This is a genomic window from Kitasatospora herbaricolor (assembly GCF_030813695.1).
Classification (GTDB): domain Bacteria; phylum Actinomycetota; class Actinomycetes; order Streptomycetales; family Streptomycetaceae; genus Kitasatospora; species Kitasatospora herbaricolor.
In genome coordinates, this window is the sequence record NZ_JAUSVA010000002.1 from 1959015 (window position 1) to 1973138 (window position 14124).

12 protein-coding genes are annotated in these 14124 nt (G+C 75.8%); 7 read left to right on the forward strand and 5 right to left on the reverse strand.

The window, feature by feature from the left end; genetic code table 11:
• Positions 1–107: 107 nt before the first annotated feature.
• Positions 108–2630, reverse strand: coding sequence for a carbohydrate-binding protein (locus tag J2S46_RS08890; RefSeq protein WP_268255720.1), 2523 nt, complete (start codon positions 2628–2630; stop codon positions 108–110).
• On the opposite strand from J2S46_RS08890, the gene J2S46_RS08895 reads away from it, so the two are divergent.
• Positions 2518–3498: a phosphotransferase gene (locus J2S46_RS08895; RefSeq protein WP_229913090.1), complete on the forward strand. Its 981-nt coding sequence runs from the start codon at positions 2518–2520 to the stop codon at positions 3496–3498. The genes J2S46_RS08890 and J2S46_RS08895 overlap by 113 nt on opposite strands.
• On the opposite strand, the gene J2S46_RS08900 is transcribed toward J2S46_RS08895, so the two are convergent.
• A complete protein-coding gene (locus J2S46_RS08900; RefSeq protein WP_191292421.1) occupies positions 3462–4715 on the reverse strand; it encodes an ROK family protein in 1254 nt (417 codons plus the stop codon). The two genes, J2S46_RS08895 and J2S46_RS08900, sit on opposite strands and share 37 nt — an antisense overlap.
• A gap of 17 nt (positions 4716–4732) precedes the next feature.
• On the opposite strand from J2S46_RS08900, the gene J2S46_RS08905 reads away from it, so the two are divergent.
• On the forward strand, positions 4733–6004 hold the full coding sequence (locus J2S46_RS08905; RefSeq protein WP_229913091.1) for an MFS transporter: 1272 nt from the start codon (positions 4733–4735) through the stop codon (positions 6002–6004).
• 246 nt (positions 6005–6250) lie between these two features.
• Positions 6251–6817 (forward strand): HutD/Ves family protein, encoded by a 567-nt coding sequence (locus J2S46_RS08910; protein WP_191292422.1) that lies wholly within the window; start codon positions 6251–6253, stop codon positions 6815–6817.
• A gap of 190 nt (positions 6818–7007) precedes the next feature.
• On the opposite strand, the gene J2S46_RS08915 is transcribed toward J2S46_RS08910, so the two are convergent.
• Positions 7008–7769, reverse strand: coding sequence for an acyltransferase (locus J2S46_RS08915; protein WP_191292423.1), 762 nt, complete (start codon positions 7767–7769; stop codon positions 7008–7010).
• Positions 7770–7851: 82 nt separating this feature from the next.
• Between J2S46_RS08915 and J2S46_RS08920 the strand changes: the two genes are divergently transcribed.
• Positions 7852–8607 (forward strand): maleylpyruvate isomerase family mycothiol-dependent enzyme, encoded by a 756-nt coding sequence (locus J2S46_RS08920; RefSeq protein WP_191292424.1) that lies wholly within the window; start codon positions 7852–7854, stop codon positions 8605–8607.
• Between the two features lie 79 nt (positions 8608–8686).
• Here J2S46_RS08920 and J2S46_RS08925 read toward each other — a convergent pair whose 3' ends face one another.
• Positions 8687–9451, reverse strand: coding sequence for an enoyl-CoA hydratase family protein (locus J2S46_RS08925; RefSeq protein ID WP_191292425.1), 765 nt, complete (start codon positions 9449–9451; stop codon positions 8687–8689).
• Between the two features lie 190 nt (positions 9452–9641).
• Here J2S46_RS08925 and J2S46_RS08930 point away from each other — a divergent pair, with 190 nt between their 5' ends.
• Both J2S46_RS08930 and J2S46_RS08935 read left to right on the forward strand, forming a co-directional pair.
• Entirely contained in the window at positions 9642–10547 is a 906-nt protein-coding gene (locus J2S46_RS08930) for an ATP-grasp domain-containing protein (protein ID WP_191292426.1), read from the forward strand.
• A gap of 363 nt (positions 10548–10910) precedes the next feature.
• Positions 10911–11354, forward strand: coding sequence for a GNAT family N-acetyltransferase (locus J2S46_RS08935; RefSeq protein WP_191292427.1), 444 nt, complete (start codon positions 10911–10913; stop codon positions 11352–11354).
• Positions 11355–11644: 290 nt separating this feature from the next.
• Here J2S46_RS08935 and J2S46_RS08940 read toward each other — a convergent pair whose 3' ends face one another.
• Positions 11645–12997 (reverse strand): MFS transporter, encoded by a 1353-nt coding sequence (locus J2S46_RS08940; protein ID WP_191292428.1) that lies wholly within the window; start codon positions 12995–12997, stop codon positions 11645–11647.
• Positions 12998–13079: 82 nt separating this feature from the next.
• Between J2S46_RS08940 and J2S46_RS08945 the strand changes: the two genes are divergently transcribed.
• Positions 13080–14066, forward strand: coding sequence for an ArsR/SmtB family transcription factor (locus J2S46_RS08945; protein ID WP_229913092.1), 987 nt, complete (start codon positions 13080–13082; stop codon positions 14064–14066).
• The last annotated feature ends 58 nt before the right edge of the window (positions 14067–14124 follow it).

Sequence of the window (14124 nt, forward strand, 5' to 3'; positions counted from 1 at the left end):
TCTCCTGGATCGTTCGGAAGCCGGCCCCCGCGGGAGGCGGGGACCGGAGCGCTGGGCCGGTCCACCCCGGCGGACGGGGCGGGGTGGACCGGATGCCGCCGGCGGCCTCACCAACCGGTCTTGCCGGTCCCCCGGTCGACGGTGAAGGTGCCGCTGGTGCTGAGCCCGCCGGAGGCGGTACCGGTGACGGTGACGCCGGAGAAGCTCCCGGAGCCGTTGGAGATGATCTCCACGCCGTAGGCGCCGGTGTTCTGGATCCGCACGTTGCGGACCGTCAGGTTGCTGATGGTCCTCTGGTACGAGAGCAGGAGTCCGCTGTAGGTGCTGTCCAGGATGTCGAGGTCCTGGACGAGCACCGGGGCGGTGATGTCCGAGCTGTCGGCGTAGATCCACAGCGCGCCGAACCGGCTGTTCCAGTTGGGCTCCAGGCCGCCGGTGCGCAGCAGGGTGTTGCGCTGCACGGAGGTGGTGCCGCTGAACGGCACCGGCGCGAAGCGGCTGCTGATCGCGATGCCGGCCGATCCGGTGACGGTGTCGGCGAGCAGGTTGTCCTCGGCCCGGTTGGCGTTGCCGCCGTAGACACCGACCGCGTTGGCGAGCAGCGGGGACTGGACGGTGTCGAAGCGGAACGCCGAGTTGCGGACCGCCTGGCCCTCGGAGAACATCGCCAGGCCGTCGTCCCCGGTGTTGCGGACGCTGGTGTGGCGGACCTCGGTGTTCGCGGTGCCCTTGTGCAGGTTGACGCCGTCGGCGAAGGTGTCGCGGATCCGCAGGCCGTGGACGAGCAGCCCGTCGGTGGGCGCGTCGATCCAGAGGCCGACCTTGGTGTGCTCGATCCAGACGTCCTGGACGGTCGAGCCGCTGCCGAAGTCGCCCTCGATCCCGGCGTCGAAGTTGGCGTCGTCGCGGTAGGAGACGTCGCCGGCGATGGTCAGGTCCTGGACGGTGTTGGTACCGCCCTGGCCGAACAGGCCGCCCTTGCCGTTCAGGCCCTTGAGGGTGGTGGCCCACTCGCCGGCGCCGCGCAGCGCGATCCCGGTGAGGTTGACGTGACCGGAGATGTCGAACGTCCCCGCCGGCAGCCAGAGGCCCTTCCCCTGCGACTTGGCGGTGGCCACCGCGCTGTTCAGCGCGGCCGTGTCGTCGGTGCCGTCGTCGACGGTGGCGCCGAGGGCGGCGGCGGAGACGAACCCGGTGGCGGGCATGGCCGCGGCCGGGGCCACCTGCTCGGTCTCCAGCAGGTCCAGGGTGTAGGAGGCGGCGGTGTCGCCCGCGTCCTTCTGGAACTTCAGCACCGTGCCGGCCGGGAAATCGCCGACGATCTGCCGGGTCTCGTCGAAGAAGTGGTGCCCGGCGCCCTGCGAGGGGGTGTTGGTGTACGGGTAGGAGCCGTACACCCAGCTGTACTTGGAACTCAGGTCCAGGTCGCGGACCTGGCTGCCGTCGGCGTACAGGCTGAGCGTGGCGGAGGTGCCGGTGCCGGCCGCGTTGTCCGGGATCGAGTACCGCAGGGTGAGCGCGTCGGCGGGCCTGGTCAGGGTGAACTGGACGTACTCGCCGGTGCTGTCGAGCACCACGGCCCGCCGGCCGGAGGCCTCGGCGGCGACCGTGAGGTAGGTGCGGTCAGGGCCGACGGTGGTGGCGTTGGTGGTGCCGCTCTCCGCCTCGTACGTGGTGTACGGCACGGTGGCGCCCCGGGCGGCGTTGGCGGCCGACCCTGTGACGGAGATGCCGTCCAGGTCGGGGCTGCCGCCGTCGCCCGCCTCGGTGCGCAGGGTCACCGTGTTGAGGCCGGCCCGCAGCGGGGCGTCGACGGTGGCGGTGCTCCAGGCGCCGGCGGTGGCGGGCAGCGCGACCTGCCGCACCTTCAGGCCGTTGGCGCCGAGGGTGATCGAGGCGGCCGCGGTGCCGGCGGTGCGGTAGCGCACCACGACCGGGTAGGTGGTGGCGGCGGGGGTGTCGACCGAGAAGACGACGCGGGCGCCCTGCGCGGTGAAGCCGGTGAGGTAGCCGGTGCCGGTGGAGCCGGTGGCGGCGGTGGCGAGGGACGGGCCGCCGGAGAAGAACGCGTCCTCCGCCTGGTGGGTGGGGCTGCCGGCCGGCGGCGTGGTGGTGGGCGGTGTGGTGGTGGGCGGTGTGGTGGTGGGCGGTGTGGTGGTGGGCGGTGTGGTGGTGGGCGGCGTGGTCGGGGCGGTGGGGGTGGTGACGGTGATGTTGTCGAGGTTGACGTTGCCGCTGTCGGCCGTGCTGAAGCTCAGCGCCACCGTGTTGGCCCCGGCCGCGAAGGTCACCGCCTGCTCGCTCGTCCCCCAGGTGTCCCAGTTCGCCGTCGCCGGCAGACTCACCTGCCGCACCTTCACACCGTTCACCGACAGGCTCAACGTCATCGCCGAACCCGTCCCGTTCGCGTAGCGGATCCGCACCGACCCCGCACCCGCCACCGCCGACTGCACCGCGAACGCCGTCGACGCACCGCCCCTGTTCCCGTCGGTGAAACCACCGACGAAACCCGAACCCGTGAAACCCGCATGGTCCGAGCTCGGCGGCGGGCGCAGGCCGGTGACGATCGCCCGGCTGCGGGGCGGCAGCAGGAAGGGCGTGTACCGGCTGACGCTCGACGACGCGTCCACCGTGGTCGTCTACCGCTGGGCCGCCGCCGAGAACTACTGGCCGGGGGCGGACGACGAGCCCGGACCGGGCGCCGGCGACACCGACCGGGCGCAGGATCCGCTCTCCCCCGCCTCCGGCCTCGACCTGTTCGAGGCCGCCCACCGGCGCCTGGCCGCCCTCGGGGTCCGCACGCCCCGGCTGCACCTGGCCGACGGCAGCCGCACGCTGCACCAGGCCGACCTGGCGGTGGTCGAGGACGTCCCCGGCGAGAACCTGGAGACCCTGCTCGGGCGCGACCCGCGCGCCGCCGAGCCGGTGCTGGCCCGGCTGGCCGACGCCCTCGGCCTGTTGCGGGAGCACCGCGCCCCGTACCTCGGCCGGACCGCCCCGGGCGGCGGCAACGGCGGTGCGCCCGAGGCCCGTTCGTGCGAGCGGCTGGTGGTCGACCGGGCGCTGGCGGATCTGGCGGAGGCCGCCGCCCGGGACGCCCGGCTGGACGCCGCAGCGGACCGGTTGGCGGCGCTCGTCCAGGCGCACGGCGCGGCCGTCGGCCCGCGCACCGAGTGGGGGCTGGTGCACGGCGAACTCGGCCCCGACCACGTCCTGGTGGACCGGCGGGGGCGGCCCGTCCTGATCGACATCGAGGGCCTGATGCACTTCGACGCCGAGTGGGAGCACGCCTTCCTGCGGATCCGTTTCGGCGAGCACTACCGGTGGCTGGCCCACCACGGCCTGGACGAACAGCGGCTTAGGCCCGCCCGCCGGCACCCCTGCCCGGGTGACGGCGTGCGGATCCCGCGCGTTCGGGGGCAGGCCCCGCGGGCATTGCCCCCGGGGGCCTGCCCAGGAGCTCAGTCGGCCGTCACCGCCTGCGGGTCGGCCAGGTAGGGCAGCCACGCGAGTTCGGCCGCGCCGACCAGGGCGCCGTGCTCCAGCGCGGCGCCGACGATCGGCACCCGGCCGCTGCGGCCCCACAGGCACCGCTCGGCGACCACGGCCCGCAGGCGGTCCGGGTCGGCCTCCCAGAGGTCCTTGTGGAGGCCGCTGAGCACCACCCGGTCGGGGTTGAGGATGTTCGCGACCCCGGCCAGGCCCAGACCGAGCCGGTCGATGACGTGGTCCACTGCCGCGCGGGCGCGGGGGTCGTGGGCGGCGGCCCGGGTCAGTTCGCGGGCCTGGTCGAGCAGCGGGCGGGCCGGGTCGGGAGTGAGCCCGGCGGCTGCGAACAGGGCGTTGGGGTCGGTCTCGGAGTTGAGGCAGCCGCGGTTCCCGCACTGGCAGAGCCGGCCCTGCGGGTCCACCGTCAGGTGGCCGACCTCCAGGGCGAGCCCGGCGCTGCCGGTGTGCAGCTTGCCGTCGATGACCAGCGCGCCGCCGACGCCCCGGTGCCCGGAGCTGACCAGCAGCAGGTGCCGGGCCCCCCGACCGGCGCCGTGCCGGTACTCGGCCAGCGCGCCGAGGTTGGCGTCGTTGGCGACGAAGCTGGGCAGCGCGGCCGGCGCGTTCGGGCCGTGGTCGGCACGCCGCACCTCCACGTCGTAGAGGTCGGCGACGGGAGTGCCGCTGGGCCAGGCGAAGTGCAGGGCGGCGAGCGCGGTGCCGTCCGGTTCGGTGACGGGGTTGGGCAGCGCGAGGGCGGCTCCCAGGCAGCGGCGGCCGGTGCCGCGGGCGAGTTCGGCGCCGGTCTGGGCGACCGCGCGCAGCATCCGGACGGGGTCGGTGGCGGCCGGCAGCGGCCGGTGCACGGGTGGCTCCAGCAGGCCGCCGAGCCCCGCGAGGGCGACGCTGAATCCGTCCGAGTGGATCTGCCCGGCGACCACCACGGGGCCGGCCGGGTCGACGGCGAGCCGGTGCGAGGGCCGGCCGCGGCCGCCGCCGGCGGGGCGGGAGTCGACGGTGATCAGCCCCAGCGCCTCCAGTTCGCCGGTGACGGCGCCGGCGGTGGCTCTGGTCACATCGAGGGCCTTGGTCAGGGCGGACCGGGTGGGCGCCTGACCGGTGTGGATGAGGGTGAGCGCCGGGCCGAGCAGCGTGCGTCCGCGGTCGGGCGCGGCCCGGCGGCTGGTGTCCGGTGCTGGCTTCGGGCTTGTGGGTGAGTGCTGCACACCCCTATTCTTACTTTGTGCCGCTCCTAAACAAAACCCGCGCCCGTTCGGAAGCCCCCTACCAGTCTCCCAGCAAGCGGAGCGCCTGGTCGCCCGCCCGACTCGCCCTCACCGCCTTCTTCGCCATGGACGGCTTCCTGTTCGCCGCCTGGGTCGTCCGGATCCCGGACATCCGCGGCCAGGTCAGCGCCACGCACAGTGCCCTCGGGCTCGCCCTGCTCTGCCTCTCCGCGGGCGCCGTGGCCACCATGCCGGTGGTCGGACGGCTCTGCGTCCGGTACGGCTCCAAGCCGGTGACGATCGCCTCGGTCGCCCTGCTCAGCCTCGCCGTCCCGCTGCCGGCGCACACCCACTCGGTGCTCTCGCTCGGCGCCGTCCTGCTGCTCTTCGGGGCCGGCTACGGCGCCGCGAACGTCGCGATGAACAGCGCCGCCGTCGACCTGGTCCGCGAGCTCAGACGCCCGGTCATGCCGAGCTTCCACGCCGGCTACAGCCTCGGCGGGCTGCTCGGCGCGGGCATCGGCGGGCTGCTCGCCGGCACCCTGAGCACCACCTGGGCACTGGCGCTGAGCGGCGCCCTCGGCCTCGCCGTCACCGCCGCCGCCGGCGCCGCCCTGCTGCGCGGTCCGGCCACCGACCCGGCGCAGGCGCCGAGTGCCCGGCGTACCGCCGAGGCCGCCGCCCGGACCGCCGGGAAGAGCCCCGCCGGGCCGGCCCCGGGCGTCGCCCGGTCGGTCCGTCTGCTGGTCGTCCTGCTCGGCCTCACCGCCCTGCTCGACGCGTACGGCGAGGGCGCGATCGCCGACTGGGCCACCCTGCACCTCACCGACGACGTGCACGCGACGGCGGGCCTGGCCGCCGCCGGCTACGCGGCCTTCGCCTTCGCCATGACGGCCGGCCGGGTCGGCGGCACCTGGCTCTCCATCAGGATCGGCCAGACCAGGCTCATCGCGATCGGCGGGCTCACCGCCTGCGCCGGCATGCTGGTGGTGGCGCTGGCACCGTCGGTGGCGGCCGCCCTCGCCGGGCTGGTGCTGGTCGGCCTCGGGCTCGCCAACATCTTCCCGCTGGCGATCGCCCAGGCGGGCGCGGCGGGCGGTCCGCGGGGCGTGGCCACCGCCTCCACGCTCGGCTACGCGGGCATGCTGATCGGCCCGCCGGTGATCGGCTTCCTGGCCGACGCCGTCGGCCTCCCGCTGGCCCTCACCACGGTGGCCGGCGCGGCCGCCCTGGCCGGCCTGCTCCCGTTCGCGGTGCGCTCCCGGCGACCGGCGGCCGCGAGCCACTGAACCGGTCGCGGCCGGGCAGCTCTTCCCGCCCGATCGGGCCGGGCCCGCTGCCCGGCCGCACCCCGCAGCTCTGCCCCGGGGGACGGCCGGTCGTGCCCCACGGGGACGGGCGGTGCTGCCCCGGGGGACGGCCGGTCGTGCCCCACGGGGGCGGGCGGTGCTGCCCCGGCCGGACGGCGGACGGGTCCCCCACCACGTGCGAGGATCGCCTTGACCGGTACCTGGGACGACGGGACGAGGCACGGCATGGCGGTACGAGTACTGCGGGCGGCCGGGCGGCCCGCGACGGCCTGGCTCAACGGCGGCGGCGTCACCCGCGAGGTCGCGGGCGCTCCTGGGGGCTCCGGACTGGCCGACTTCGACTGGCGGGTGAGCCTCGCGGACGTCGGGCAGGGCGGCCCGTTCTCGGTCTTCCCCGGCGTCGACCGGGTGATCACCCTGGTGGACGGCGCCGGTATGGCCCTCAGCGTGGCGGGCACCGAGCACGTCCTCGCGCAGCCGTACCGGCCGTTCGCCTTCCCCGGCGACGCCGAGACCGGGTGCCGGCTGCTGGGCGGCCCGGTCGTCGACTTCAACGTGATGACCCGGCGCGGCCGCGCGACCGCCGAGGTCGCCGTCGCCGACCGGGAGCGTGCGGTGGAGGTGCCGGCGGGCACCTCGGTGCTGCTGGTCTGCCTCGACGGCGGCGCCGAACTGGACGCGGCCGGCCTGCGGCTCGGTCGCTTCGACGCCGCGCTGCTCGACTCCCCCGGCCGCGAGCTGCTGCGGGTGGACGGCGTCACCGCCGTGGTCACCCTCCGCCCGGCCGGCTGAGCCGCCGGCGTCCGGACCGCCAGGGCGATCGCACCCGCCGGCGCCGGGTCCACACCGCCGCTCGGTCGACGCCGCCGCTCAGAAGGCGGGCCGTGGTCGCGGCCGCTGTCCTGCGTCCCCGTTCAGCACCGCTCGTCGCGGTGGGCCGGGTCGTGCTTCGTCACCCGGTGCACGTACGGCAGGCCCGCGGTCACTGCGCGGCGCCCTCGCCGGGCAGCCGGAGGTCCCAGCCGACCAGGGCGCGCAGCTGCTCGGCGGTGACGCCCTCCGGGATCGGGCTCGGGGCGTCGTTGCGGAAGGGCGGCTGCCAGCCCTCGTCCGGCGTCCAGCTGCGGACCACCTTCGCCGGGGCTCCGGCCACCACGCTGTGGTCCGGCACCTCGCCGCGGACCACCGAGCCGGCCGCCACCACCACGTTGCGCCCCAGCCGCGCGCCGGGCAGGATCACCGCGCCGGTGCCGATCCAGCTGCCCGCGCCGATCTCCACCGGCTCGTTGCGCGGCCACTGCTTGCCGATCGGCAGGTCCGTCGAGCGGTACTCGTGGGCCTGGTCGGAGATGTAGACGCCGGGCCCGGTCCAGACGTCGTCGCCGAGCACGATCGACTGGTGGCCGACGATGTGGCTGTCCCGGCCGATCACGCAGCCGCCGCCGATCCGCACGATCGGCTCCGGGCCGAGGTCGAGTCCGGGCAGGAAGCCCGCGCTGATGGTGACCCGCTCGCCGATGATCGAGAACGGTCCGATGGTGATCCACTGCTCGTTGAACACCGCGCCGAGCGGGAAGGCCAGCTTGGTACCGTCCCCCAACTCGCCGAAGCGGTATGGGCCGGGGTTGTCGTTGGAGACGGCGCCGGCCCGTTGCACCCACCGCCATCCGCGGTGCACCAGACGCCCGGCGGCGCGACGGCCGGCGGTCCGGGCGGCGGAGGACAGCGAACGGATGATCGACATGCGCTCACGTTACCGGCCCGTACGGGCCGCCCGGCCGAGGGGCGGCCAACATCACACCGCCGTCCTGCCACACTGACGCCCCATGGAGATCAACGAGCACATCGAAGCCCTGGACCGGGAAGGCACGCTCCTCGCCGACGCGGCCGCCGCCACCGACCTCGGCGCGCCCGTCCCCACCTGCCCCGGCTGGCTGCTGCGCGACCTCGTCCTGCACACCGGCCAGGTGCACCGCTGGGCCGCCGCCCACGTCGCGCAGGCCCGCACCGAACCCCTCGACGAAGCGGGGCAGGAGGCGGCCTGGGGGCCCGTCCCGGCCGACGCCGAGCTGGTCGGCTGGTTCCGGGCCGGCCACGCCGGCCTGCTGGACGCGCTCCGCGGGGCCCCGGCCGACCTGGACTGCTGGACCTTCCTGCCCGCGCCCTCGCCGCTCGCCTTCTGGGCCCGCCGCCAGGCCCACGAAACGGCCGTCCACCGCTTCGACGCCGAGGCGGCGGCCGGTCCGACCGGCCCGCCGGCCGGCACCGGGCCGGCCCTGGACGGCATCGACGAGCTGCTCCGGGCGATGCTGGTCCGCCCGCGCGCCAAGCTGCGCAGCGAGCGGCCCCGCACGCTGGCGGTCCGGCCCACCGACGGGCCCACGTCCTGGCTGGTGACCATCACCCGGGAGCCGGTGACGGTCGCCCTCGCGGACGGCCCCGCCGACCTCACCGTGACCGGGCCGGCCCGCGACCTGTTCCTGCTGCTCTGGAACCGGCTGCGGCCGGAGGACGTCGGGTGCGAGGGCGACCGCAGCCTGCTGGACCTCTGGCGGGAGACCGCGGTCATCACCTGGAGCTGACCCGGCCCCGGCCGGCGGCGCCCCGGCGACCGCGGCGGACGCGGTCACCGGGCCGGCGGCGCCACCCGACCGGCCGGCGTCACTGCGCCCAGGGCGCCGGCCGGCGCTCCAGGAAGGCCCGCATCCCCTGCTGGGCCTCGGCCGAGCCGAACAGCCGCGCCGACAGCGCGACCAGCTCGTCCGCGTCCCGCTCGAAGGAGCGGACCACCTCGGCGTTGGCGAGCCGCTTCGACTCGGCGAGGCCCTGCGGCGAGCCCTGCCGCAGCGCGTCCAGCAGCGTCTTCAGCGCGCCGGGCACGTCCTCGGCGGCCTCGGTGACCAGGCCGATCCGGGCCGCCTCGGCCGCGTCGAAGGTCTCACCCGTGAGGTAGTAGCGCGAGGCCGCCCGCGGCTGCAGCTTGGGGCGCAGCGGCAGCGAGATGACGGCCGGCGCCAGCCCGAGCCGCACCTCGGTGAAGGCGAAGGTGGAGGCGGGCCCGGCGATCGCCAGGTCGGCGGCGCCCACCAGGCCGAGGCCGCCGGCCCGGACGTGCCCGTCGATCACCGCGATCACCGGCTTCGGGCAGTCGAGCAGGGCCCGCTGCAGGTCGACCAGCCCGCGCGGCCCGACCGTGGGGTCGGAGCCGGTGGCCTCGGAGAGGTCGGCGCCGGCGCAGAACACCTTGCCGGTGTGGCCGAGCACCACGGCCCGCACCGCCGGGTCGGCCGCCGCCGCGGCGAGCCCGGCGGTGAGCTCGGCCATCAGGCGGGTGGAGAGCGCGTTGCGGTTGTGCGGCGAGTCGAGTTCGAGCGTGGTGACGGCGTCGGCGGTGCTGACGCGGACGAAGGGTACTTCGCGGGTCATCGGCGGTGGCCTGCTTTCCGGCTGAGGGTGGGTCGGATTGCCTCGGACGACGGCGCTCGGGGGCCGGGTCACCCGCCCCCGTCGCCGGTCGGTCCAGGGAGGACTCTGGCACGCCGGAGGGGCCGGTCACCAGATCCCCTCGCGAAAACCACTGGTCAGCCGTACTCCCGACGGGGCACCATCGCCTCTCATGACCACCAGCCCGGCCGCCCCCACCACGACGACCAGCGGCGCCACCGCGACCGGCAGCGCCACCGCGACCGGCGCCGTCACGGCCGGGCCCGCCGCCCGTCTGCTCCTGCTCGCGCCCCGGATCAACGAGACCGGACTCCAGCTGCGCACGACCGCGCAGCGGCGGGGGCTGGCGGCCCGCACGGCACCCACCTACCCGGTGCCCGAGGACCTGCTGGCCACCGCGGCCGTCCACCTGTACGGCGGGCCGCTCTTCGCCGACGCGGTCGGCCGCGAGCTGGGCCTCGCGCTGCTGGACGCCGCACCGGACTGGCTGACCACCCTGCCCGCCGGGCTGACCGGGCGCCGGATCGAGTGCCTTCCGCTGGCCGACGCGCGCCGGCTGCGCCGTCCGGCGTTCCTCAAGCCCCCCGTGGACAAGCTCTTCCCCGCCCGGATCTACCCGGACGGCAGCGGCCTGCCCGGCCCGGACGCACTGGACGACGGCACCCTCGTGCTGGTCAGCGACATCGTCACGTTCGCGCGGGAGTACCGGCTGTTCGTCCTGGACGGCGCGGTGCACGCGGCGAGCCGCTACGCGGTGGACGGCGCGCTCTCCGTGGCACCGCTGGACGCCGACCCGTACCGCGAGCAGGCGCTGGCCTTCGCGGCCGAGGTGCTGGCCGGCTGCGCCGGCAGCCTGCCGAGCGCGGTCGTGGTCGACATCGGGCTGCTCGCGGGGCCGGCGGCGGCCCCGACACCGAGCTGGAGCGTGGTGGAGGCCAATCCGGCCTGGGCCAGCGGCGGTTACGCCTGCGACCCGGACGCGGTGCTGGACGTGGTGCTGCGCGCGGCCGGCCCGGCCGGCGAGCTGCGCGACGCCGACCGGCGGTTCTGCCGGGAGCTCCCGCAGGTGGTCCGCTGACCGCCCGGCGGCCGAAGCGCACCACGGCTGGAACGCGCGGCAGCTGGAACGCCGCCGCCCGGGACGCTGGTCGCGTCCCGGGCGGCGGGGAGGAGCGGGGAAAAAATTGGAGCGCCGGGCCCGATTCGAACGGACTCTTCCTACTGAAAGTAGGACGTGCTCCACCAGCACCACCGACGCGTGTGCGGAGATCTCTCTCCGACGGGATGAACATTACCAGAATGATCACCCCGCCCCGCACCGGCCCCTCACCGCGCGCCGGCCCGTCACCGCGCACGGCCCGTCTCGCACCGCCGCGGCCGGACGCGGCGCCGCCGCGAAAATCCCCGCCGCCCGCGACAGCGCCGGGGTACGGTCGGCCGCATGACCGACAGGCTGACCGTCCGCCCTTACACCCCGGCGGACGAGGACACGGCGGTGCGGATATGGTCCCGGGCCGCCCGCCTCGCCCACCCCTTCCTCGCGGACGAGGGGACGGGCGCCCGCGAGCGGAAGATGCGCGAGGTGTACCTCGTCCTGGCGGACCACTGGATCGCCGAACTCGACGGCGCCCCGGTGGGGGTGCTCGGTCTCCTCGGCGCCGAGATCGGCGGCCTCTTCGTGGCCCCCGAGGCCCAGGGCCGGGGCGTCGGCCGGGCGCTGGTCGGGCAGGCGGCGCTCCTGCACGGCGCGCTGACCCTGGAGGTCTACGAGAAGAACACCGCGGCCCGGCGGTTCTACGCCCGGGTGGGCTTCACCGAGCAGAGCCGGCGCCCCGACGAGGAGTACGACGAGGTGCTGCTGAAGCTGGCCCGGCCGGCGCCCTGAGGTCGTGCGGACGGTCGAGCGGGGTCCTCGGCCGTGTCCGGAGCGCGTCGCCTACCAGGGGATCGGGCCTGCCAGGTCGAAGTAGCCGCCGGTCGGGCCGTCCGGGCCCAGCAGGGCCATCCGGACGATGGCCTCGGCGGTGATCAACGTTGTGGTCATGGGCCCAGCCTCTCCCCGCGGGACGCGACCGGCCAGTGGGTTTCGACGCGGCGCGTTCTGCCGCCCCGTCAGAGCGTCCTTCCCGCAGGTGCGTTGTGCCGCCCCGACCCAGGGACGTCGCAGTCGACCCGTCAGGCCGCCACCGCCGCAGCCCGGCTGCGGCGGGCGGCCCAGCGGACCGCCGGCGCCATCGCCAGCCCGGCCGCGGCGAAGACCGCGCCCAGTACGGCCCAGCCCGCCAGGCCGTACCCGATCACCGCGGTGCTGACCAGCGCCGGACCGATCATCATCGCGGCGGAGGTGCCCGCGTTGAAGACGCCCTGGTACGCGCCGTGCGCACCCTCGCCCGCGAGGTCGTAGCCGAGCGCCCAGCCGCCCGCCTGGCTGAGCACCTCGCCGAGGGCCTGCAGGGCGATCCCGGCCAGCACCACCACGGCGGCGGCCGTGGCCGGCAGTCCGTGGGCCAGGCCCAGCACCACGCTCGACCCGGCCAGCAGCAGTCCGCCGCGGCCGCAGGCCCGGGCCGCCAGCTCCGGACGCTCGGTGCCCCGGGTGGCGCGCACCTGGAGGGCCACCACCAGCACCGTGTTCACCACCAGGGTGCCGGCCACCACGATGCGCGGCGCCTGCGTCTCCTTGACGATCCACAGCGGCACCCCGACCTCCAGCATCGCGAACTGCAGGCAGAGCACCGCGTTGAGCGCCGTCACGGCGAGGAACGGCCCGTTGCGCAGCGCGGGGTTCGGGCCGCGCCCGCCGGTCGGCGCACCGGTGCCCCGGCCGGCCTTCGCGCCCGCGGCCGCCCCGGCGTCCGGCCCGGTGGGCACGCCGGCGGGCGGGGCGATCCGGATCCGGCCGTAGAGGACGGCCACCACGGCGAACGAGAGGGCGTCCAGCAGGATCGCGGTGACGTAGGCGGCGCGGGTGTCCACCTGCAGGACGACGGCGCCGAGCGCCGTGCCGAGGCACATCCCGACGTTGGTGACCACCCGGAGGTACGCGCGGCCGGCCACCCGGCGGTCGGCCGGCAGGACTTCGGCGTACAGCGCGTTGCGGACCGCCGAGGATCCCCGGTCGGCGGCCGTCACCGCGCAGGCCAGCAGCACGAAGGCGGCGTAGCCGTGCACCAGGGCGTACCCGGCCGTGCCGACCGCCTCCAGGGAGACCAGGACGACCAGCACCCGCCGGATGCCCCAGCGGTCGGCGGCCCGCCCGGCGGGGATGCTCGCCGCGACCCCGCACAGGCCGGCGGCGGTGAGGCCGAAGCCGAGCTGGGCGGCGGAGAGGCCGAGCACCCGGGTGAAGAACAGCACCGCGACGGCGAGCGAGAGCCCGTTGCCGAGGCAGTTGAGCAGGGTGAGCCGGGCGAGCCGGCGCACCATCGGGTCGGGGTGCAGCAGCCGGGACGGACCGCGGGCGGGGACGGCGGCGGGGGTACCGGATTCGCTCGTGGCGGCCGGCACCCCGGTGGGTGTGGTGGTCATGTCCCGATCCCACCGCGCCTGCTGCCGCAGCAGAATTGATTTAGGGTGAGCCTCAAACATCGTCGTCGAGGCGGAGGCCCAGGTGCACCGGTTCCGGCTCGGCACGGCGGATCTGGCCGCGACCTCGTTCGCCCTGTCACCGCTCCAGGAGACGGTGCTCAGCCTGCGGATGTGGACCCATCCCGGCGTGTACGTCTGGCAGACCCCGGGCTTCGAGCGGCTCCGCCCGGCCTTCGAGCAGCTCGACTGCGGGCCTTTGCTCTGCTCCCTGATCGCGACCAACCGCTGGGTACCGGACTTCCTGACACCGCGTCCGCCCAACCCGGCCCCGGACTTCCGTTCCGAGCTGGCGGTGCTGCGGGCCACCCCGCCCGAGCGGCTGCGGACCGAACTGGAGCAGGCCTACCTGCCGCACGACCGGACGATCCCCGAACTGCTCGCCGCCGGGCTGCACGACCCCGCCGCACTGCTGACCCGGATCGCCGACGCGGTCGAGGAGTACTGGGAGCGCTGCCTGGCCCCGCACTGGTGGCCGCGGGCCCGCGCGGTGCTGGAGGCCGACCTGGTGCACCGCTCCCGGGTGCTGGCCCACTACGGGGCGGCGGCGCTCTTCGCCGAACTGGACAGCCGGCTGCGCTGGGCGGACGGCGTGCTGGCGATCCACCGCAAGTGGGAGAACCTCGACGGGGACGTGCCGGTGGACGGCCGGGGTCTCGTACTGGTGCCGACCTTCTTCGCGCGGGGCGCCATCACCTCGATCAGCGACGACCATCCGCCGATGATCAGCTACCCGGCCCGCGGTCAGGCGACGATGGCCGGCGCGCCCGCCTCCCCGCCGACCTCGCACGCCCTGGAGCTGCTGCTGGGCGCCCCCAAGGCCCGGTTGCTGGGCCTGCTGGCCGAGCCCGCCTCCACCACCGAGCTGGCCCGCCGGCTCGGCGTCACCCCCGGCGCGGTGAGCCAGCACCTGGCGGTGCTCTTCGACACCCGCCTGGTCACCCGCGCCCGGCACGGCCGCTCGGTGCTGTACGCCCGGAGCGCGCTCGGGGACGAACTGGCGGGGCGCTGACCCCGCCCGGAGTCTCCCCGCCAGGCCCTCGAACCGCCGGCAGCAACACCGCTCCGTC